The following is a 21,917-nucleotide window of genomic DNA, read 5'->3' on the forward strand; positions in this document are numbered from 1 at the left end:
TATCGTCGGGCATGGCCTCCCGCGCCCGCCGCTCGCCCTCCCCTGCCCTCGCCGCGCTGCTCGCCGCTCTCCCCCTCGGATGCGGCGCGCCGCAAAGCCCGGCGAAGGTCGACGCGCCCCCCTCGAAGCCCACAGGCGCCGAGGTTCCACGCGCGAGCACGGCGCCGCCGCCCGCCGACGCGTCCTCCACGCAAGAAACGTCGGGCCCCGCCGCCGCATCTGAAAAACTCGCGCGCCCGCCGAGCCCCTTCCACCCCCTGGTCGTGCACGGGCAGTCGAGCTTTCGGATGATTGCGCTCCCCTCGTTCGTCGCGGCGATCAGCGGCGATTACCTCTCGACGCCCATTCGCATCGACGGAAGCGGCGCGCGGGTCGACGGGAGCCTCTACGCCGGGCTCAAAGGCCTCGGCGAGCCAAATGCATTTTACGTCATGTGGATCACGGGGGATCCGCCGAACCACGGCAAGCTCGGGCTCAACCTGCCCGGCGAGCGCGGCGGCGAGGACGTGTTTTATTCCTGGAAAGGCTCGGCCTGGGCGCGCGACCCCGACAAACCCATGCCGCCCGCCGTCTCGTCCGCGTATTACGCAGGCGCGATCTATTCGGCCGCGCCCTGGGGAGATCGGACGCTCTACGAGATCAACGATCCCAAGCTCGACGAAGCGAAGCCGATCTTCGTGCTCGGCGCCGGCGGGAGCAGCCCGCCCGCGCCCGAGATCGCGAAAGGCACGGGGCGCTGCAAGACGAAGCTGCTCGGGCACGCCGACCTCGAACGGCTCTCATCGGGAGATCTGATCGGGTTTGGAAAGGTATGCCGCGAGGGAGACGTACCCTCGTTTTTCGGGCAATCGGGCGCGGGGCCCCTCGCCGTGGAGCGGTGGGCCAAAGGCTCGCGCACGTCGGTGATCGACGTGCTCCCGGGCTCCGAGGCCGTGACCTCGCTCCTGCCCGGCTCGCGACTCCACGTCCTCGGCCCGAAGGATGTCCTCGTCGTGGCCCAGCCGGCCGACCATGGAGCCTACGTGGCGCACTGGAATGGCACGGCCTGGAGCGACATCTCGCCCGGAGGAAAGGAGAGCGTGAACGACGCCTTCCGCACGAAGGACGGCGCGCTCTGGCTCGTGCGCGAAAAAGGGCTCGATCGATATACGTCCGAGAAATGGACGACCTTCACGCCCGACGGCATCCACCACCCGCTCGAATGGGCGAAACTCGACCCGAACGGCACGATCTGGGCCGGGCGCACCGAGGAGCTTTTGACCCTCGAAAAGGAGACCTTCCGCGTCGTCCCGCTGCCGGAGCTCGATCCCAAGGAAGAAGGCACGCCGATTGACATCGTCTTCCGCGGCGACGAGACGCTCGTCGCGGCGCGCGCCGGCGGCCAGGTGACGGTGCTCTCCACGAAAAAGCCCACGAAGGTGCTGGATCTCGACGCCCCGGAGGAGCCCCGGGAGGGCGGGCCGCCTCCGCCGCGCCCTGCGGCAAAGAGCGAGCTCCACGCGTTCGCCCGCATCACGCCCGGCACGCCGGGCTGCAAGGAGCTCTTCGTCGTGCTCTACAAGCTCGCGAAGGTGGCCCCACCCGATTTCGACTTTCCCCTCACCCGCGCCGCGCTCAAGGGCCACACGGAGCTCTCGGGCGTGCGGTTCGCCGAGACCGAGGAGGCGGGCCGCCGCTATTTCGTGGCCTTCGTGCCGAGCTTTTCCATGGGCCAGAAGCTCGTGAAGACCGTGCAGGAAGGCGTGAAAAACGCGACGCCGCAGCTCCTGTGCGGAAAACCCGCCCGGACGAACCGGGACATCCGCATCGACCTGCGCACCGGGGAGATTGTCAAGGCGAACCCATGACCTCCGGAAGGCTCGTCCTCCTCGCCACGCTCGCCGCGGGGCTCCTCGGGCTCGCCGCCGCGCAATCGGCCGAGCCCACGAGAATGCCCGGGCCCGCGCCCGTGCCGCGCACGGCCCACGCGGTCGAGGAGAATGCCCGTTGCGAGGGTTGCCACGCGGACATCGCCGCGGAATGGCGCTCGTCGCTGCACAAGAAGGCGCACGACGATCCGGCCTATCGAAGGGCCCTCGCCATCGAGCCCCTGCCCTTCTGCCGCGGCTGCCACGCGCCGGAGGCCGATCCGATGCAGGATCCGCCGCCCGAGCTCGGCGCCCTCGGCGTCGCCTGCACCTCGTGCCACGGTGACGCTTCGCATGTCCTCGCCGCCCCGCGGAAAATCGAGCGATCGGCGCCGCACCCGGTCGTACGCGCGGCCGACTTCGCCTCGGCCTCCGCCTGCGCCCATTGCCACGAGTTCTCCTTCCCCGACCCCGAACGCCGCTTCACGCCGCTCTTCATGCAATCGACGGTGAGCGAGCACCGGGCCTCGCCGTTCGCCGGCGCGAGCTGCGCCGAATGCCACATGCCCCTCGTGGGCGAGGGCGCTTCGAAGCACCGCAGCCACGTATTTTCGGCCTCGCGGGATCCCGCGCTCCTGCGCGCCTCCGTCCGCATCACGGCCACCCGCCGAGGCGCGGGGACGGTCGCGATCCATCTCGAACCGCTCGCCGTGGGACACGCATTCCCGACGGGAGATCTCTTCCGGCGCCTCGCGGTCCATGCCGAGGCCGTGGGCCCGGATCAAAACGTCCTCGCCGAGGACGTCCGTTACCTCTCGCGGCGCTTCGGCCGCGGCAAGGGGCGTGACGGCCACTCCATCAAGGTGCTCACGGGCGACGATCGCGTGATGCCCGGCGCGCCGTCCGTCATCACGCTCTCGCTCGGCGAAAAGGCGGAAGGCGCGCCGATCCTCTGGCAAGTCGCCTACGAGCGGGTGGAGCACCCAATTGAAGAGAGCTCGGATCAGGCCGTGGTGGAGGGCGAAGTCGTCCTCGCGAAAGGCACGCTCGCCCCGCCCTGAACATTACGCGGGAATCTCCGATCCCGGCACCCACCACGCGTGATACCCGGTTGGCACGCGCTGCGGGAGTTTTACCCGCGCGAGGGGCGCTCGGGTGACGTCCTTCGCGTCGAGCACGTACGCCTCGCTCTCGCCGCTCGCCTCGTCGACGACGAACGTCACGAGGTACCCGTCGTCCTCGCCCGCCGAGCCCACGCGCGGGGCGAACACGGCCTCGCTGCCGAAGCGGCCCGCCGGATACGAATGCACGGCGCTCGTCCCGGCCTCGTAATCGTACTTGACCACGCCGTCGAAGAGCAGCGTCGGCGCGGACGCGTGGAGCCGCGGATTGTAGCTGTACCGCGTCTTCCGGCCGAGCGCGCGGTTATCCATGCGCGGGAACTCCGTGAGCACGTCGTCGAGCCGCGACTCCTTCACGGCGCCCGTCTTCAAGTCGAGCTCCCACCGATACAGGTTCGGTTCGAGCCGCAAGAACCCGATCGCCGGCACCTCTCGCGCCGGATTCCGCGGATCGCCGACGACGGGCGCGTCGATCTTGCAGCCGACGAGCACGATCCGATCCCCCTCCTCCCACGCATTGATCGTGTGGTACATGTAAAATGGCTCGGTCTCGAACCAGCGCACCTCGGACCCCGGCGCGTGGCGCGGGAGCACGCCGATGCGAGCAGGTTTGTCCCGAAAATATTTTACCTTCGTCTTGCCGACGGCGAGCAGCTCCGGGTCCCATTGCATCGACATGTCGAAGAACAACGTAAAATGCTCGGTGATCGCGAGATCGTGCTGGAGGCGCGGGCCAGGGAGGTCGATCTCGGTCCTGTGCACGAGCTCGCCCGAGGGCGAGACGACGGCGTACGTGAGGTACGGCGGGAAGGGCTTGTAATCGAAGAGCATCATCTCGCCCGTGATCGCGTCGACCTTCGGGTGCGCCGAGATCGTGGGCATCTTGCCGCCCCACGTCTCCGTGCCGCACGTGTCGAGCGACCTCGGATGCACGACGTACGCGGCGCCGCCGAGCCACCAGAGCGAATACAGCCGGCCCCCGTGAAAGACGAGGTCGGTGTTCGAGGTGTCCTTGAAAGGCCCGCGCGGATTCGTGAAATCGGGCCGCTCGGTGACGCCCGTCCAGAGCGACGCGCCCGCCTTCTCCTCCTCGAGGAACGCCCACGTGCGCACCCAGCGGTTCGCATACCGCGCGCGCCCGTCCTCGAAGCCGAGCGCGTGGATCATCCCGTCGCCGTCGAACCAGTGGTAACGCCCCTTCTGCCGGAATCGCGGGTTCGACCCGTTGCGCACGAACACGCCCGCGAGGTCCCTCGGGATCTCACCGATCACCGGCAGATCGTGCGCCGTGATCTCACGATCGACGGGCGCATAGTTACCCGAAAGATAAGGCGGCGCGGGGCTCTCGGCGCTCGAAGTCATGGACGTCGTCATGGCTCTCTCCGGCGTGGACGGGGCGGCTCGCGCGCCCTTCGTGTGCGAGTCGGGGAGGATAAGGAAGCCGGTTTCCGTGCGCAAGGGCCCACGCCCCCGCGAAACGATGCTCTCCGAAGGGGCGTGGCGGCGGCCCGCGCACGTGCTAGCCGAAAGCATCCCGTGGCAAAGCCTTCCACCGCTCCCGTCCTCGAAAGCCGCCCCGCGCACATCCCCGTCGGCCCACGGCTCGAAGCCGTGCTCGAGCTCGCCTATCGAGCGCGCCGCCCCGTGCTGCTCGAAGGGCCGACCGGCATCGGCAAGAGCGACATCGTCAAGAAGCTCGCCGATCGCCTCGGGATCGCCCACGTGGTGCTCGACCTGTCGCTGCTCGAGCCGCCGGATCTCGTGGGCCTGCCCGTCATTCAGGACGGCCGCACGCGCTACGCCGTGCCCGAGATCCTGCCGCAGGACGGAGCAGGCATCCTGATGCTCGAAGAGCTGAACCGCGCCGAGCGATACATCCAGCAGCCCGCCCTGCAGCTCCTCAGCGCGCGACGCCTGCACGGATACGAGCTGCCGCCGGGCTGGGCCTGCTTCGCCGCCGTCAACCCCGAAACCGAGGGGTATCACGTCACGCCGCTCGACAGAGCGCTCCGGGCGCGTTTTTTGAGCCTGCCCGTGCGCGCCGACCGCCCGAGCTGGCTCGCGTGGGCGCAGGTGAACGACGTGCACCCGGGCGTCATCGCGATCGCGCAGGCGCACGAGCGCGTGCTCGACGACGTCCCGCCGCGGACGTGGACCTATGTCTCGCACCTCTTGAAGACGCTGCGGCCCGACGAAATCGAGAACGTGGGCCTCTTGCGCGACGCGCTCTCGGGGTATTTGCCGGCGTCGTGGATCGAGCTCGTCGTTTCGAGCCGCGGCGTGTGGTCGAGCCGCCTGCCCTTCGACGTGCGCGCGCTGCTCGCCGACTACGATCGCCGCGTCGATCTCTCGCGCGCCGTGCGGGGCTTCGCCGAGGCGGGGCAGACCGATCGTCTCGACGAGATCACGACGCGCCTCGTGCGCCTGCTCGAAGGCCCGGAGGCCGGCGTGCTCGCGGGCGAGCGGCAAATCACGCTCGCCTCGTTCGAGGCGCTGCTCGGGGATCTTCCCGGCGATCAGCGCGACAAACTCGTGGAGGCGCTCGGGCGAAACCCCACGGCGACCTCGCTCATCGACGTCCGCCCCGAGGAGCTTTGCGAACGCTACGCGAATAGCCCCGCGCAACGAAAACTGCAAACCTGGGCCGCCGAGCCCTTGAAGCAGCACCGCGTGGGGCTCGCCGTGACGGCCCTCTCGTCGCACCTCGAACGACAAACCAAGCTCGCGGAGGTCAAGCGCAGCAACGTCGTGCGCGCGAGCCTCGGCGTGCTGCTCGCCGAGCTGCCCGAGCGATGGGCGCTCGATCTCGTGGCGACGTGCAAGCGCCTCGGCATCACCCCGATCCGCCCGGGTTGACGGTACATCATGGTCGATCCCGTCCGCGCCTTCCTCGACGATTTCGTGCAGACGAGCGATTTCGCGCGGCGCTACCCGTATTACACGGCCGTCCTCGCGAACATGGTGCCGGTGGCGGATCCATCGGTGAAACGGATGGCCGTCTCGCTCCACGAAGGGCGTTTTTTCCTGCACGTGAACGTCGACTCGTTCCTGCGCGAGCCGCAATGGCTGCGCGGCGTGCTCCTGCACGAGGTGCACCACGTGGTCCTCGGGCACCTCTCGCACCCCAAATTCGCCGATCCGGCCGAGCCGGAGCTGCTCGAGCTGGCGCTCGAAATGAGCGCAAACGAGTTCATCGAGGAGCCCCTGCCCGACCCGATCACGTGGCAAAAATACACGGCATTCGGCATTCGCGCGGGGCAGAGCAGCCTGGAGCGTTACGAAAAACTGCTCGAAGCGGCGCGGGCCGGCAAATTCACGGCCAAGCACGCGCCGGGCGGCGAGACCGTCGACGAGCACAGGCTGCTCCGGCGCGCGGCGGGTGCGCCCGGATCGGCGGAGCAAGCCCGGATGCTCGTGGCGCGGGCGATGGACGCCGCGGGGGACGTCGGGCCGGAGGGGCCGCCCGAACGCAGGTTGCTCGCAGGAAAGGAGCCGGGGCGGCTGCTCGCGGAGCTCGACGGCGTGCTCGGGCCGCCCGAATGTTTCGTCGACTGGAAGACGGCGCTGCGCATGTTCGCGTCGCGGCGGCGCACGCCCGTGGGCACGTTCGCGCGGCCGAGCCGGCGTTTTCCCTCGCGGATCGGCGAAGTCCCGGGGCGCGCGTGGTCGCCGCGCGCGATGGCGCGACCGCGCGTGCTCGTGACGATCGACACGTCGATGAGCATGACGGACGCCGAGCTCGCCGAGATCGCAAAGCAGCTCGCGCTGATTGCGGAGGAGGCGCGGATCACCGTCGTCGAATGCGATAGCGAGATCCAGCGCGTCTACCCGTTCACCGGCGCGATCACCGATGTGCAGGGGCGCGGCGGCACCGATCTTCGCAAGGTCTTCGCCGAGGGTTTTTGGCGCCCCCACGCGCCCGACGGAATCGTGTATTTCACGGACGGCGAGGGCCCGTTCCCCGAGGAGCCGCCGCCCGTGCCGACGCTCTGGATCCTCACGAAGCCGCAGAGTTTTGCGTGCCCGTGGGGCGAACGAGCGATCCTCGAGCGGCGCCCGCGTGCGGTGACGCATAGGTAAAACGATGGGAGCCTTCGACGACGTCCTCGGAATGGTGTCTTGCCCCGCGTGCGGCGCACGGCACGATCGTGGCCTGCAAACGACGCTTTTCGAGCCCGACTACCACGACCGCCCCGGGGGGACGTTCGAGATCGGAGGGGCGCCGATCCGGGTGCACCTCTCGGTCGAGCACTTCGAGAAGCGCGCGGGCCGCGAGGGCTGGGATGACGATTGGATCGCGCTCGCGCCGTGGCAGCGGGGTACGCCGCTCGTGGTCATCGCCGAAGATCAGGCGTTTTACTGCTCATGTGCCGCGTTTGTCGTGCCGGAGCTCCGCTTCGACCTCTGCGCGGACGGCGACCACACCGACGTCCGCCTCGTCGCCGTCGAATCGGAGCTCCTCTCGCGCGAGGACACGCTCGCCGGCGTTCATTTCTCCGAGCTGATTCCACCGGTGCTCGTCCCGATCGCGGAGCGTTCGCCATGGGCGAAGGCTCTGAAGGACGCGACGCCCGAGGAGCGCCGGCGGATCCTCGCGGCAAAGTATCGAGAGCATGCGTTCCTGCCGCTGGTTTCCGAGCCCCGGCGGCCGGCGAGCTTGGGGTCGGATTTCCTCTCGGGTCCGATGCGTTGCAGGGCGTGCGGCGATCGTCGGACGCGCTTTTGCCATACGTCTCTCTTTCAAGATCCGGAAGCGCCGACCTACGCGCAATGGATCGCGAGCGAAGTGATCCCCGTCCCGATTCCGCCCGGCAGCACACGCCTTTACCACGCAAAACGCCCCGTCGTCCTCGGCGAGCGATTCGGCGTCCTCGAAGCCTCTCATCGCTGGTGGTGCGCCTGCGGCGCCGGGCCGGTGATCCCGCTCCTCTGGTTCGCCGCCGGCCCGGAATCCGTGACGCTCATCGAGATGGAGGCGCTCGATCACGTGGACGACGAGACGCTCTCGCGCGTAAGCTTCGTCCACGTGGAGCATCTCTCGTCTCCGCGCCGAAGCTCCCCATGACGAAGCAATGCGCATGCGTCGGTTGCCGGTTGAACACGTTCAGCGAACAGGCCGGCATGTGCATGCAATGCGACGACGCCCTCTTTTGCCGCCATTGCATCGAGTGCGGGCGTAGGGAGTTCGAGATGCCCGATCGGGATCATCCACGCTGCCACGCGTGCGCCTCCGTGCGCGCCACCGAAACGTGCACCGTGGTCGTCTTCGGACGCGACAACTCGGAAAGGTTCGCCTTGGAATGCATGAGCGCGGCGCAGGTCGACGGGGTGTCCGTCATGACGGGCGGCAACACCAGCTACGTGCGCGGGCTGCGGCGTGACGCCTTCTCGCTCTCCCTTTATTTGTTCCCGGCGGGCGTGATGAAAGACGAACAGGAGGCACTCAGCTGGCACGGACGTGCGGACGTCGTGCTCCTCGTCCGAGGCACGATCGTGCCGCTCGACCTTCCGCGCGCGCCGCAGGCGCATATCGACAAGGACACGACGGCCACGGACCTCGTACGCGCGATCGAGCGCGAAGCGGTGAGGAGCGGCTGCTTTCGCCGCCCGTGGATCTCGGGGTGACCCTCTCCGCCTTCAGGGAATCGGTCGAGGCGTCGCTCCGCTGTCGGACGCGGCGGAACGCTTGTGCGCGCGGTTCTTGTCGATCACCGCGAAAATGATGAGGGCGTTCGCGACGAGTCGCACGAGGTACACATAGGGAAAATCGTTCTCGGGCAGCTTCACGATGGCGAGGAGGAGGCGGTTCACGGCCATGAGCGTGAACGAGAGCGCGAAAATGGCGAAGAGGCGATCCCGCGTGCTGCGCCAGAAACGCAGGAAAAACAGCGCGATCACCACGAATCCGAGGATCAGGGCCCCGCTGAATAGATCGTTCATCTCGGCATCCCCTCCCCTGCCCGCGCCTCAATCGCGCAAGTCGTACACCAGCCCATAAAGGAGACACGTGACCCCGATCAGGGCGGGGACCTGCCGCACCGTCGATAGGTCGTGCTCCGGAACGACGATGATATCCACGAAAAGGAGCACGTTGTTGAGCGCGAGCCCGGCGAAGCAGAGGCCGCTCCACAACAAGAGGCGCACCCTGCGCGCGGCATACGCACGCAAGAGCAGCGTCATCGCGATGAGGCTCGTGAGCGTGCATAAGATGTACACGACGGCCGGTATCATGCTCCCCCTCATTTTTTCTTCAGCATGAATGCATCCGCGAACGCACGGAGATCGCTCTCGGGACGCCCGTAGACGAGGTCGATCACGGCGAGCCGCCTCTCCTTGTAAAGCTTCGCCGTGGCGTCGATCAGCGCCGCGAGCTCCTCGGATGCAGGGCCGTGCTGGTACGCAGGTCCGCGCTCGGTGTGGCGGACACCGATGAAACGCTGCTCCGCGAGGTGCTCGAGGCGGCGGCCGATCGACATCAAGCTCGATCCGATCTCGCGGCTCACCTCGTCGGCGCGCCATTCCCGTGGCGCGGTGTCACGCAAGAGGCAGATCACCTCGAGCTGCTCGAGGGAGTGGACGTGCTCCTGGATGAAGCGCGCGAGCTCTGCCGGAATGGGCCCCGCGGGCATCCTGATCCCGCTCTCCGTCTTCGAGCCTCGATCGTGCGAATCCGCCATCGCCACTCATCCGCGCTCGCCGTCAGGGGACCTCGCGGAGGGCCACCGCCTCCACGGTCTCCACACGCGCGCAGGGCGCGCCCACGAGCCCCGCGATGGCGCGGACGAGCTCGGCAGGATCGATCGGCTTGGCGGCGTGGCGCTGGAAGCCAGCCGCGAGCGCGCGCGCCTGATCCTCCGCGCGCGCGTGCGCCGTGAGCGCGAGCGCGGGCACCGCGCCCCCGCGCTCGGGCGTGCGGCGACGGACGAAATCGATGAAGTCGTAGCCGTCCTCGCCCGGCATCGCGATGTCACTGACGAGCACGTGCGGTCGCGCGGCGTCGAGCTCCGCGATCGCCTCGCGCACCGTGGCCGCGATCCGGACGTCGGCGCGGTGCGCGGCGAGGACCTGGCGCAGGATCTCGCGCGTGTCCTGATCGTCGTCGACCACGAGGATGCGCAGGCCGCTGAGATCGGGCAGCGCGGGCCGCGATTTGCCGTAAGGCGGCGGCGTCGGGCCGTCGCCTTCCCGGGGCAGGAACGCCGAGGGCAGGCGCACGGTGAACGTCGAGCCCAAGCGCGGCCCCTCGCTGTGCGCGGAGACCGTGCCGCCGTGCGAGACCACGATGTGCCGCACGACCGCGAGGCCGATGCCGAGGCCGCCGTGCATGCGGCGGCTGGAGCTGTCGCCCTGGCGAAATCGATCGAAGACGTACGGGAGAAAGTCCGGGCGGATGCCCTCGCCGTTGTCGGCGACGGCGAGCTCGAGCTCGTCCCCCACGCGGCGCAGGCGCACCTCGACGCGGCCGCCGCGCGGGGTGAACTTGATGGCGTTCGAGAGCAGGTTCGTCGCGACCTGCCGCAGCCGCTCCGGATCGCCCTCGACCGAGTCCTTGCCCGCCGAGCACACGACCACGAGCGTGATGTCCTTGGCCTGCGCGGCAGGGCGGAGCGCGTCGACGGAGGCCTCGACGAGCGACGCGAGGCGCACCTGCCGCTGCTCCATGCTCATCTTGCCCGTGACGATCCGCGAGACGTCGAGCAGGTCCTCGATGAGCTTGTTTTGCGCCCCGGCGTTGCGATCGATCACCTCGAGCCCGCGCGCGAGCTTGGCCGCGTCGGGCTGGGTTTCGCGCAGGATCCGCGTCCAGCCGATGATCGCCGTGAGCGGCGTGCGCAGCTCGTGCGAGAGCGTCGCGAGGAACTCGTCCTTGAGCCGGCTCACCTCACGCTCCTCGGCGTGGAGGAGGTTCTGCAGCGCGACCGAGGCGAGCTGCGCGGAGAGCAGGAGCAGCGACTCGTCGTCCTCGCTGAAGCCGTCGGCCTCGCCGTTCGTGACCTCGATCCACCCGACGCACGTGCCGTCCGCTCCGACGAGCGGCACGGCCATGAGCGGCCCGGGTTCGTCCGCGTGCTCGGGATCCCTCTGCGCGCGCTCCGACGCGGACAACGTGACGACGCTCCCTGCGGTCGCGACGCGGGTGAAGATCCAGTCACTCGCGGGATCTGGAGGGACCGTCCGCGGCGCGGCGAGGCCGCCCGCCGAGGACGCGGCGGTCCCGTGCTTCGATCCGAGGACGAGCGCGACAAACGACGACCTCGCCCCGAGCGCGGCGCGCGTGCCCGAGGCGATGGCGTCGAGCATCGCGTCGAGCGATCGCGCCCCGTTGATCGAGAGCGACGCCCGCGCCAGCGCCGCGAGCTGACCGGCCTTCCTGGCGACCGCCTGCGCCGCGAGGTTCGCCTCCTCCGTCTTGCGGTAGAGCTCGACGAAGACGGAGACCTTCGCGCGCAGGATGTCCGGATCGACCGGCACGAGCATGTAGTCGACGGCGCCGAGCGCGTAGCCCTTCTCCGCCTGGATCGCGTCGCCGAACGCGGTGAGGAAGATGATCGGCGTCTGCCGGGAGCGCTTGCGCTGTCGGATGAGGCGCGCCGTCTCGAAACCGTCCATGATCGGCATGTCGACGTCGAGCAGGATGACCGCGAAGTCCTCCTGCAGGAGGAACCGCAGCGCGTCCCGCCCGCTCTGCGCGAGGACGACCCGCTCGTCGAGCTCGGCGAGCATGGTCTCGACCGCGAGGAGCCTGTCCCTGCGATCGTCCACGACGAGAATCCCGACCTTGTCGCGAGCGTGCTTCATGCCGCTCTCTCCTCTTGGTGGATGCTCCGCGCTCATCGATGCAGCCAGAACCGCAGCCGCGCGAAGAGCTGCTCGGGATCCACGGGCTTCGCGATGTAGTCGGTCGCCCCCGCCTCGAAGCACTTCTCGCGATCGCCCTTCATGGCCTTCGCCGTCACCGCGACGATCGGCAGCGCTCTCCACTCCTCACGCCCGCGGATCGTCCGGATCGTATCGTATCCGTCCATCTCGGGCATCATGATGTCCATCAGGACGACGTCGATCTCGGCGCTCTCTTCCAGCACCTTGATCGCGTCGCGCCCCGTCTCCGCCGCCTGCGTGATCATCCCCTGCTCTTCAAGGATGGTCGTCATGGCGAAGATGTTGCGGATGTCGTCGTCCACGATGAGCACGCGCTTGCCGGCGAGCACCTGCTGCGAGCTGTGAAGCCGCTCGAGCGCATGCCGTTGCGGCGGCGTGAGCTTGTCGAGCGGCAGATGCAAGAAGAGCGCGACCTCGTCGATCAAGCGTTCGTCCGAGCGGCTGTGCTTGAGGACCCCGATGTGACCGAGCCGCTCGATGCGCTCCTCGTCCGCCAGCGCCGTACTCCCGGGCGCGTGCACGATGAACGGCACGGTCGCGACCATCCCGATCGCGGAGGCGCGACGCACGAGGTCGAGCCCGTGCCCGTCGGGCAGATCGACGGCCGTGACGACGGCGTCGGGGCGCTCGATCGAGAGCATCTCCATCGCCTCGTCGAGCGTGCCGGCGACGCGGACGTCGACCATGTCGTGCTGGAGCAGGCGCACCTTGTCCGCGCGCTCCGGCCCGTCGGGCTCGACGACGAGGAGCGAGCGCCGCGGCGCGTCGATGAACTCGATGAGCCGCCCGATCGCGTGGGCGAGCGCGTCGCGCGTACGGACGGGCTTCGACAGCACGTCCCGCGCGCCCATCCGCAGCGCGCGCTCGCGCTCGTCGACGTCCGTCGTGATCACCTGCACCGGCACGTGCCGCATGCCGAGGTCGTGCTTGAGCCGATCGAGGACCCGCAGGCCGTCGATGTCGGGCAGATGCAGATCGAGCGAAACCGCGGCGGGCCTGAGCTCGCGCGCCATGGCGAGCGCGTCGGCCCCGCGATGCGCGACCACGGCCTTGAGCCCGCGCTCGCGCGCGACCTCCACGATGAGCCGCGCGAACGCGAGATCGTTCTCCACGACGAGGAGCGAGCGCTCCCCCGGCCGGAGGACCGTGCGATCGTCCTCGATCGACACCGGCAGGAGCGGCGGGGTGTCGATGAGCAGAGGCTCGGGCACCTCGTAGGCGGCGATCACGTTCGCGGACTCGAGCATCGCGGCCGGGCGCACGCGGGCCACGCGCTGCGGCGCCGCGTACACGTGCGGCACGTAGAGCGTGAACGTGCTGCCGCGCCCCGGATGGCTCGACAGGCGCAGCTCGCCGCCGAGCAGGTTCGCGATGCCGCGGCTGATGGCGAGGCCGAGGCCCGTGCCGCCGTACTTGCGGCTCGTCGAGCCGTCCGCCTGCTGGAAGGCCTCGAAGATGATCTGCTGCTTGTCGGCGGAGATGCCGATGCCGGTGTCGTGCACGCTGAACGCGATCGCCCAGCCCGCGCGGCCGATGTGCTCGTTCTCGGGGCTGTAGCCGTCCGAAACGGTGCGGACCTCGAGGCGCACCTTGCCGCGCTCGGTGAACTTGAAGGCGTTCGAGAGCAGGTTCTTCAAGACCTGCTGCAGGCGCTTGGCGTCGGTGTGGATCGAGCGCGGCAGCATGGGCGCGAGGTCGAGCTCGAACTCGAGCTTCTTCGCGTCCGCGACGTGCCGGAACGTGCGCTCCACGTAGTCGGCGAGGTCGCGGAACCAGACCTCGCCGACGTCGACGACGACGGTGCCCGACTCGATCTTCGATAGATCGAGGATGTCGTTGATGAGGCCGAGCAATTCGTTGCCGGACGAGTGGATCGTCTTGGCGAAATCGACCTGCTTGGCGAAGAGGTTGCCTTCCGTGTTCTTCGAGAGCTGCTCGGACAGGATGAGCAGGCTGTTCAGCGGCGTCCGGAGCTCGTGCGACATGTTCGCGAGGAACTCGGACTTGTACTTCGAGGTCAAAGCGAGCTGCTTGGCCTTCTCTTCGAGGGCCTGGCGGGCCTGCTCGACCTCGCGGTTCTTGCGCTCGACCTCCACGTTTTGCTGGGCGAGCAGGCGCGCCTTCTCGCCGAGCTCCGCGTTCGTCTGGCGCAGCTCCTCCTGCTGGCTCTGCAGCTCGCGGGCGAGGGACTGCGACTGCTTGAGCAGATCCTCGGTGCGCATGTTCGCCTCGATCGTGTTGAGCACGATGCCGATCGACTCCGTGAGCTGATCGAGGAAGGCGAGGTGCGTGGGGCTGTACCGCTCGAACGAGGCGAGCTCCAGGATGGCCTTCACCTGGCCCTCGAAGAGCACGGGCAGGACCACGATGTTCACGGGCGCGGCCTCGCCGAGGCCGCTCGTGATCGTGATGTAGTCGGGCGGCGCGTTGACGAGCAGGATGCGCTCCTTCTCGAGCGCGCACTGGCCGACGAGCCCCTCGCCGAGGCGGAACTGGTTGTCCGAGTGCTTGCGCTGCTTGTACGCGTAGCTCGCGAGCAGCTTCAGGATCGGCTCCTCCCGCGAGACGTCCATCGTGTAGAAGACGCCTTGCTGCGCGGAGACGACGGGCGCGAGCTCCGAGAGGATCAGCCGGCCGACCGTGAGCAGGTCCTTCTGGCCCTGGAGCATGCGCGAGAACTTGGCGAGGTTCGTCTTCAGCCAGTCCTGCTCGCTGTTCTTCAGCGTGGTGTCGCGCAGGTTCCGGATCATCTCGTTGATCGTGTCCTTGAGCGCCGCGAGCTCGCCCTGGGCCTCGACCTTGATGCTCCGCGTGAGGTCACCCTTCGTGACGGCCGTCGCGACCTCGGCGATCGCGCGGACCTGCGTCGTCAGGTTCGCGGCGAGCTGGTTGACGTTGACCGTCAGATCGCGCCACGTGCCCGCGGCGCCCGGGACGCTCGCCTGGCCGCCGAGCTTGCCCTCGACGCCGACCTCGCGGGCGACGGTCGTCACCTGATCGGCGAACGTCGCGAGCGTGTCGATCATGCCGTTGATCGTGTCCGCGAGCTCGGCGATCTCGCCCTTCGCGTCGACGGAGAGCTTCCGCTTGAGGTCGCCGTTCGCGACCGCGGTCACGACCTTCGCGATGCCGCGGACCTGGTTCGTCAGGTTGCCGGCCATCGAGTTGACGTTGTCGGTGAGGTCCTTCCACGTGCCGGCGACGCCCTTCACCTCGGCCTGACCGCCGAGCTTGCCCTCCGTGCCGACCTCGCGCGCCACGCGCGTCACTTCGGACGCAAACGAGTTGAGCTGATCGACCATCGTGTTGATGGTGTTCTTCAGCTCCAGGATCTCGCCCTTCACGTCGACCGTGATCTTCTTGGAGAGATCGCCGTTCGCGACCGCCGTCGTCACGGCCGCGATGTTGCGGACCTGCGCCGTGAGGTTCCCGGCCATCGAATTGACGGAGTCCGTCAGGTCCTTCCACGTGCCCGCGACGCCCTTCACGTCCGCCTGACCGCCGAGCTTGCCCTCCGTGCCGACCTCGCGCGCCACGCGCGTCACTTCGGATGCAAACGATCGGAGCTGATCCACCATCGTGTTGATGGTGTTCTTCAGCTCCAAGATCTCGCCCCGGACGTCGACGGTGATCTTCTTGGAGAGATCGCCGTTCGCGACCGCCGTCGTCACGGCCGCGATGTTGCGGACCTGCGCCGTGAGGTTACCGGCCATCGAGTTCACGGAGTCCGTGAGGTCCTTCCACGTGCCCGCGACGCCCTTCACCTCGGCCTGACCACCGAGCTTGCCCTCCGTGCCGACCTCGCGCGCCACGCGCGTCACTTCGGAGGCGAACCCCGAGAGCTGATCGACCATCGTGTTGATGGTGTTCTTCAGCTCCAGGATCTCGCCCTTCACGTCGACGGTGATCTTCTTGGAAAGATCACCGTTCGCGACCGCCGTCGTCACGGCCGCGATGTTGCGCACCTGCGCCGTGAGATTACCGGCCATCGAATTGACGGAGTCCGTCAAATCCTTCCACGTACCCGCGACGCCCTTCACGTCCGCCTGACCGCCGAGCTTGCCCTCCGTGCCGACTTCGCGCGCCACGCGCGTCACCTCGGACGCGAACGAGTTGAGCTGATCCACCATCGTATTGATGGTGTTCTTCAGCTCGAGGATCTCGCCCTTCACGTCGACGGTGATCTTCTTGGAGAGATCACCGTTCGCGACCGCCGTCGTCACCGCCGCGATGTTGCGGACCTGCGCCGTGAGGTTCCCGGCCATCGAATTGACGGAGTCCGTCAAATCCTTCCACGTCCCGGCGACGCCCTTCACGTCCGCCTGACCGCCGAGCTTGCCCTCCGTACCGACCTCGCGCGCCACGCGCGTCACTTCGGCCGCGAACGAGCTCAGCTGATCCACCATCGTATTCGTGACGTTCTTGATCTGGAGGATCTCGCCGCGCGCATCGACGGTGATCTTCTGGGTCAAGTCGCCGTTCGCAATGGCCGTCGCGACCTTCGACACGTCGCGAAGCTGCACCGTGAGGTTACCGGCCATCGAATTGACGGAGTCCGTCAAATCCTTCCACGTGCCCGCGACGCCCTTCACGTCCGCCTGACCGCCGAGCTTGCCCTCCGTGCCGACCTCGCGCGCCACGCGCGTCACTTCGGCCGCGAACGAGCTCAGCTGATCCACCATCGTGTTGATGACGTTCTTGATCTGGAGGATCTCGCCGCGCGCATCGACGGTGATCTTCTGGGTCAGATCGCCGTTCGCAATGGCCGTCGCGACCTTCGACACGTCGCGAAGCTGCACGGTGAGATTACCGGCCATCGAATTGACGTTGTCGGTGAGGTCTTTCCACGTGCCGGCGACGCCCTTCACCTCGGCCTGGCCGCCGAGCTTGCCCTCCGTGCCGACCTCGCGCGCCACGCGCGTCACTTCGGACGCAAACGAGTTGAGCTGATCGACCATCGTATTGATGGTGTTCTTCAGCTCCAGGATTTCGCCCTTCACGTCGACGGTGATCTTCTTCGAGAGATCCCCATTGGCGACGGCCGTCGTCACGGCCGCGATGTTACGCACCTGGCTCGTCAGGTTGCCGGCCATCGAATTGACGGAGTCCGTCAGATCCTTCCACGTGCCGGCCACGCCCTTCACTTCGGCCTGACCGCCGAGCTTGCCTTCCGTGCCGACCTCGCGCGCCACGCGCGTCACCTCGGACGCGAACGAGTTCAGCTGATCGACCATCGTGTTGATGGTGTTCTTCAGCTCCAGGATCTCGCCGCGCACGTCGACCGTGATCTTTTTCGAAAGATCGCCATTGGCGACGGCCGTCGTCACGGCCGCGATGTTTCGCACCTGGCTCGTCAGGTTGCCGGCCATCGAATTGACGGAGTCGGTCAGATCCTTCCACGTGCCGGCCACGCCCTTCACGTCCGCCTGACCGCCGAGCTTGCCTTCCGTGCCGACTTCGCGCGCCACGCGCGTCACTTCGGACGCAAACGATCGGAGCTGATCGACCATCGTGTTGATGGTGTTCTTCAGCTCCAGGATCTCGCCGCGCACGTCGACGGTGATCTTCTTCGAAAGATCGCCGTTCGCGACCGCCGTCGTCACGGCCGCGATGTTGCGGACCTGGGCCGTCAGATTGCCGGCCATGAAATTGACGGAATCGGTCAGGTCCTTCCAGGTGCCGGCGACGCCTTGCACCTCGGCCTGACCGCCGAGCTTGCCTTCCGTGCCGACTTCGCGCGCCACGCGCGTCACTTCGGACGCGAACGAGCCGAGCTGATCGACCATCGTGTTCACCGTCTTCGCGGTGCGGAGGAACTCGCCTTCGAGGGGGCGGCCGTCGACTTCGAGCGCCATGGCCTGCGAGAGATCGCCCTTGGCCACGGCGCCGATGACGCGCGCCATCTCGCTCGTCGGGTGCACGAGATCGCTGATCAACGCATTGACGCTGCCGACCTTCTGCGCCCACGCGCCGGAGAGCCCCTCGACCGCCGCGCGATCGCCGATGCGCCCCTCTTTGCCGACGACGCGGCTCACGCGTTCGAGCTCGCTCGTCACCCGGCTGTTCAGCTCGACGACGTCGTTGAAGGTATCGGCGATTTTCCCATCGAGGCCCTCCCAGTCGATGGGCAGCCGGACCGAAAAATTGCCCTTCTTGAGCGCCGTCAGCGCTTCGAGCATCAGGCGGCGATCGAGGAAGCCGCCCGTCACCGCGTCGTGCGTCGCCTGGGGTGCGGCGCTCGGCTGGCCCCGCGTCTTCTTCACATCCGCCGGAGCATTCTTGGACTTGGACCCGACGGGTTTGGTGCCGGCGACCCTTTTCTCACGAGCGCTCGATGCCCGCGCAGCGCGGGTCGATCCATCCAGAGCACGTTTGGGCATGGTACCCCCTGGGACGACGACGCGCCGCCCGCAACAAAGGGCATCCTACCGAGGGCTCCCCTTTGCGGAATCCGGCCGCACACCGGTTCCGGCGTAGGGCACACCCTTATGCCCCTGTGGAATTCGTGCTCGCCGATTGTGCGCGGCACAACGGCTCGGAAAAACCCGTTCGAGCACCAATCGTCGCCCGGGACAACCAGACTGTTTTTTGCTGCTACGACGCGAATCGGCGAATGTCGTCGAAGGTACGGACACGGACGCCGGCCGTGCCATCGGATACCAAGCTCGCCACCATTGCGGCCGCGACGTCGTCTGCCTCTATCGGACGATAAACACGGAGCGGCCCCATCATGGCCCCGCTCACGGCGCGCAGGATGGGGGCGGCGAGCGCCTCGCCCGTCCTGTGCTCGTGGCGATCACCCAGGAGCATGCTCGGGCGCAGGATATCGACGCATTCGTAGCCGAGATCGCTGATATCGCGCTCGGCCTCCCCTTTGACACGCAGATAAAAATTCATGGCCGTCGAATCCGCCCCGACGCTCGATACGAGCGAGAGCCGGCGGGCTCCCGCACGTTTCCCGAGCTTCGCGACCGAGACCACATAATCGTGGTCGACCTTGTAGAATGCCGGTCGGGATCCCGCCGCCTTGATGGTCGTGCCGAGGGCGATGAATACGTCATCGACGGGGGGCAAGGGCGTGAGGCCCTCGAGCGCGTCGAAATCGGCGCGGATTTCCTGCAGTTTGTCGTGGCTCGTGCCCGTCGGCCTGCGCGCGAGCACGACGACACGCGCGTACGCCGGGTGTTCGAGCAGGCGCGCGAGGCAGCTCTGGCCGACGAGGCCCGTCGCGCCCGCGAGGAGCGCGGTTCGCCCTTGCAAACTCATTTCGATGTTCCTTTCCCTCGACGAAGAAAAAACAAGCCGTAACACGCGAGGACCACGGCGACGATCCCGAGGACGATGCCCTTCAGGCCGAGCCCCGCGCCCGACGGCGACCTCGACTGGCTCGTCCCGGCAGACGCAGGCGGAGGCGCGGAGGCGCGGGCATCGAGGAGGTTTTGCTCGGTCGTGGCCACGCGGCGGGTCTCGGGATCGGGGTGCGACTTCGCCACGCGGGCGAGGATCTCCCGCGCGGCCGGCGAGCCGACGCGGCGCAGGCTGCCGAGCGCGGCGAAGCGCAGCTCGTCCGGCTCCCGATCCACGGCGCGCCCGAGCGGCTCGACGGCGGCCGCGTTCCCCTCGGAGCCGAGCGCCCGCGCCGCCGCGATGGCCGCGTCGCGCTCGCCCTTCTCCAGGATCACGCCGAGCTCGGCCGTCACGGCCGGAACGAAGGCGCGCGCCGCAGCCGCGCGGATGACCTGCACGCGATCGTTCGGCGGCGCCGCGCGGAGGAGCGGGATCCAGCGCGGTCCCACGGGCACGAGCTTGCGGCGTTCGAGCTCCATGAGCAGGCCGACGCGCAAGGTCGCGGGCCGCGCGGCGTCGTCGAGCAGCGCGGTGAGCGCAGGGACGTCGGCCTCGCCGATCAAGGGCGCGGCGCCGGCGAGCGTGAGATCCCGGAGCGCGAACGTGGCGATCCGCGCTTCCGCGGAGCCGAGCATGGAGAGGGTGACGCGCCCGAGCGCGGCCGCATCGCCGCCCGTCCGCTCGCCCTTGCCGAGCGCGGCATAGGCGCGCGTGGCGTCGATCCACGTCGCCCGCGTGGCGGGCACGAGCACGATGCGATCGGCGATGGCCTCGACCGATTCGTACGGCACGGCCGCGGCGTCCTTCGCGTCGGGGCGCCTGCGTTCGAGGAAGAGAAGGATCTCCTCGCCGACGACATAGCTCTCGCCGGCGTGGCGGTGCGGCACGAAGCGGATCGGCCCCACCTTCGCGTCGCCCTCTCGAAAAAGCTCGAGGATCCGGGCCTCGACGGGCGGCAGGGGGCCGGCGCCGCGGGGCTCGTCGCCGGCGCGCTCGATCCGCGCGGCGGCGATGACGTCGGCGGCGCGCGCCATCTGGTGCAACGTGAGCCCGCCCGGGATGATGTGGGCTTCTGCGATCGCCGGCACGAGCGCTGCGAACACGAGGCTCGCGGCGGAGACGAAGAGCGACGCGCGGGCACGAAACACGGCGCGGATGCTACTCGAAATCGGCCCGGAATGGCGGCGGCGCGCCGTAGCAGGATCGAGGTCCACCGCAAGCCGCGGATCCTTGCTCGCCGCGAGGAAACACGTCAGGATCGGTCCCCAACATCGGGGGCGAATGACCTGGGGCGGGGAATTCGGGAGAAAAACCATGACGGATCGCGAAGACCCGCAGGAGATCGTCGATCAGCTCGAGGAGCGGCTCGATCTCCCGATCCACCCCACCTACCCGCTCAGGGACCGGGAGATCGTGGGCATCTGGCGCAAGCGGAGCGTCGAGGCGGTCCGGGAGCTCGCGACCCGGGGGTTTTTCGCGCGCAAGGACGCGCTCGGGAAGCGGCTGCACGAGAGCCTGCTCGCCGTGGCCGACGCGCCGATGGTGCCCTCGTTCGAGGAGGCGCCGGGACGAACCCTCCTGCTCGGCGAGCTCATCCGCAACATCGTGCAGCCGGGCCGCATCACGCAGGGCCTCAAGGGCACGTGCGCCGCGACGTGCGTGGAGATCTACGTGGCCGAGCGGGATCCGGCCGAGTACGCGCGGATCATCGCGGGCCTCGTGAGCCCCGCGGGTCGGGTCGCGCTCCGCAGCGGCGGGGAGCTCGTGCGCGACGAGGACGTGCTCGAGCCGGACGAACACGAGTACCGCAGGAGCCCGGTGAGCCGGTTGTTCCAGGTCGCCTGCATGGAGTACGCCTACCCCGAGCTCGACTACCACAACGCGGAGGACGGGCAGTTCGAGGGCGTGAAGAACACCGGCACGGGCCTGAGCCTCGGCGCGTTCGATCGGCTTCTCGTGGGGATCACGGGGCACCGCTGGGAGACGCTCTCCGACGGGCACGCGCGTTTCGCGGCGCTCTTCAAGCGGTTCGGCCTGGACACGAGCGGCGTCGCCGACCTGCACCGCGACGCGCTCTCGATCATCGAGCGCGTGACGAGCGCGGGCGAGACGGTCTTCGCCACGCTGGAGCTGCCGAGGGTGCGGAGCCCCGTGCGGAGGGCCGCGGGCGGCGCCGATCACGCGGCGCACAAGATCCGGGTGCTCGAGCTCGATCGTCCGAACGGAACGGTCGTCTACGACGATCCGATGGACCCGCAACAGAGCTGGTTCGAGGGGATTCGCACGCGCATCGTCGACCGGTATGGCCGCTGTACGATGCCCATCGCGGATTTCGAGAAGCTGCTCGTGGAGCTGAGCTATCCGCCCGAGCTCTGGCCCGGGCCGGAGAAGGCGCGGCCTGCTCCGACCGAGACCCAGCCCGAATCACGTTAACGAGGCGGCGCAGGAGGAGGCGGGGGCGGGGGCGCGTCCGCCCTTCGCGCGGCGTCCACGCAGATCTGCGCGACGTGGTTCTCGAAGTGCTGCCTTCGCTGCCCGCCATGACAACGCAAGCTCGCGAAGCCGGCGGCATATCCGCCGATGGTCCCCAGGGTCAAAAGCACGATCGCAACTCTTCGCTTCATGGTCTCACCTCTCGTTCGCTCGACGTCTCGTTGACGTCGGGGGCTCCGCGCGGGCGAGCCGCGCTCTGCCCCCGAACCCCCGCACGCCGCCCCGCGTT

At 68.4% G+C, this 21,917-nt stretch carries 16 protein-coding genes; 7 read left to right on the top strand and 9 right to left on the bottom strand.

Going from position 1 to position 21,917, the window contains the following annotated elements; translation table 11 throughout:
• The first annotated feature begins 11 nt into the window (after positions 1 to 11).
• A complete protein-coding gene (locus tag QHF85_RS15725) occupies positions 12 to 1,847 on the top strand; it encodes a hypothetical protein (protein WP_281327994.1) in 1,836 nt (611 codons plus the stop codon).
• On the top strand, positions 1,844 to 2,908 hold the full coding sequence (locus QHF85_RS15730) for a multiheme c-type cytochrome (protein ID WP_281327995.1): 1,065 nt from the start codon (positions 1,844 to 1,846) through the stop codon (positions 2,906 to 2,908). Before QHF85_RS15725 ends, QHF85_RS15730 begins: the two co-directional genes overlap by 4 nt.
• A gap of 3 nt (positions 2,909 to 2,911) precedes the next feature.
• On the opposite strand, the gene QHF85_RS15735 is transcribed toward QHF85_RS15730, so the two are convergent.
• Positions 2,912 to 4,342 carry a carotenoid oxygenase family protein gene (locus QHF85_RS15735; RefSeq protein WP_281327996.1) on the bottom strand — a complete coding sequence of 477 codons (1,431 nt, stop codon included), beginning with the start codon at positions 4,340 to 4,342 and terminating at the stop codon, positions 2,912 to 2,914.
• Positions 4,343 to 4,504: 162 nt separating this feature from the next.
• Between QHF85_RS15735 and QHF85_RS15740 the strand changes: the two genes are divergently transcribed.
• Genes QHF85_RS15740 through QHF85_RS15755 form a run of 4 tightly spaced genes read left to right on the top strand, consistent with a single transcriptional unit; the run spans position 4,505 to position 8,593 of the window.
• The gene (locus QHF85_RS15740; protein ID WP_281327997.1) at positions 4,505 to 5,824 is read left to right on the top strand and encodes a MoxR family ATPase; all 1,320 of its coding nucleotides are present in this window, start codon (positions 4,505 to 4,507) and stop codon (positions 5,822 to 5,824) included.
• Between the two features lie 9 nt (positions 5,825 to 5,833).
• On the top strand, positions 5,834 to 7,048 hold the full coding sequence (locus tag QHF85_RS15745; protein ID WP_281327998.1) for a VWA-like domain-containing protein: 1,215 nt from the start codon (positions 5,834 to 5,836) through the stop codon (positions 7,046 to 7,048).
• A gap of 4 nt (positions 7,049 to 7,052) precedes the next feature.
• On the top strand, positions 7,053 to 8,033 hold the full coding sequence (locus tag QHF85_RS15750) for a hypothetical protein (RefSeq protein WP_281327999.1): 981 nt from the start codon (positions 7,053 to 7,055) through the stop codon (positions 8,031 to 8,033).
• Positions 8,030 to 8,593 (top strand): hypothetical protein, encoded by a 564-nt coding sequence (locus tag QHF85_RS15755; protein WP_281328000.1) that lies wholly within the window; start codon positions 8,030 to 8,032, stop codon positions 8,591 to 8,593. Before QHF85_RS15750 ends, QHF85_RS15755 begins: the two co-directional genes overlap by 4 nt.
• Before the next feature lie 12 nt (positions 8,594 to 8,605).
• On the opposite strand, the gene QHF85_RS15760 is transcribed toward QHF85_RS15755, so the two are convergent.
• The 7 genes from QHF85_RS15760 to QHF85_RS15790 all read right to left on the bottom strand — a co-directional run bounded on the left by QHF85_RS15760 (position 8,606) and on the right by QHF85_RS15790 (position 20,343).
• Positions 8,606 to 8,908 carry a DUF5985 family protein gene (locus QHF85_RS15760; protein WP_281328001.1) on the bottom strand — a complete coding sequence of 101 codons (303 nt, stop codon included), beginning with the start codon at positions 8,906 to 8,908 and terminating at the stop codon, positions 8,606 to 8,608.
• A 27-nt stretch (positions 8,909 to 8,935) separates the two neighbouring features.
• Positions 8,936 to 9,199 carry a DUF5985 family protein gene (locus tag QHF85_RS15765; protein ID WP_281328002.1) on the bottom strand — a complete coding sequence of 88 codons (264 nt, stop codon included), beginning with the start codon at positions 9,197 to 9,199 and terminating at the stop codon, positions 8,936 to 8,938.
• An 8-nt stretch (positions 9,200 to 9,207) separates the two neighbouring features.
• A complete protein-coding gene (locus QHF85_RS15770) occupies positions 9,208 to 9,645 on the bottom strand; it encodes a hypothetical protein (RefSeq protein ID WP_281328003.1) in 438 nt (145 codons plus the stop codon).
• Positions 9,646 to 9,667: 22 nt separating this feature from the next.
• Complete coding sequence (locus QHF85_RS15775; RefSeq protein ID WP_281328004.1) at positions 9,668 to 11,767, bottom strand: response regulator; 2,100 nt, start codon at positions 11,765 to 11,767, stop codon at positions 9,668 to 9,670.
• Positions 11,768 to 11,799: 32 nt separating this feature from the next.
• Positions 11,800 to 18,027, bottom strand: coding sequence for a HAMP domain-containing protein (locus QHF85_RS15780; protein WP_348652740.1), 6,228 nt, complete (start codon positions 18,025 to 18,027; stop codon positions 11,800 to 11,802).
• Positions 18,028 to 18,442: 415 nt separating this feature from the next.
• Positions 18,443 to 19,114, bottom strand: coding sequence for an NAD(P)H-binding protein (locus tag QHF85_RS15785; RefSeq protein ID WP_281328006.1), 672 nt, complete (start codon positions 19,112 to 19,114; stop codon positions 18,443 to 18,445).
• Positions 19,111 to 20,343: a HEAT repeat domain-containing protein gene (locus QHF85_RS15790; RefSeq protein ID WP_281328007.1), complete on the bottom strand. Its 1,233-nt coding sequence runs from the start codon at positions 20,341 to 20,343 to the stop codon at positions 19,111 to 19,113. Before QHF85_RS15790 ends, QHF85_RS15785 begins: the two co-directional genes overlap by 4 nt.
• Positions 20,344 to 20,509: 166 nt before the next feature.
• Here QHF85_RS15790 and QHF85_RS15795 point away from each other — a divergent pair, with 166 nt between their 5' ends.
• On the top strand, positions 20,510 to 21,628 hold the full coding sequence (locus tag QHF85_RS15795; RefSeq protein ID WP_281328008.1) for a hypothetical protein: 1,119 nt from the start codon (positions 20,510 to 20,512) through the stop codon (positions 21,626 to 21,628).
• Here the strand turns inward: QHF85_RS15795 and QHF85_RS15800 are convergent.
• Positions 21,625 to 21,819, bottom strand: a complete 195-nt coding sequence (locus QHF85_RS15800; RefSeq protein WP_281328009.1) for a hypothetical protein — start codon at positions 21,817 to 21,819, stop codon at positions 21,625 to 21,627. The two genes, QHF85_RS15795 and QHF85_RS15800, sit on opposite strands and share 4 nt — an antisense overlap.
• Positions 21,820 to 21,917: the final 98 nt, after the last annotated feature.

The sequence above is a fragment of the Polyangium sp. 6x1 genome, assembly GCF_029946515.1.
GTDB lineage: Bacteria > Myxococcota_A > Polyangia > Polyangiales > Polyangiaceae > Polyangium.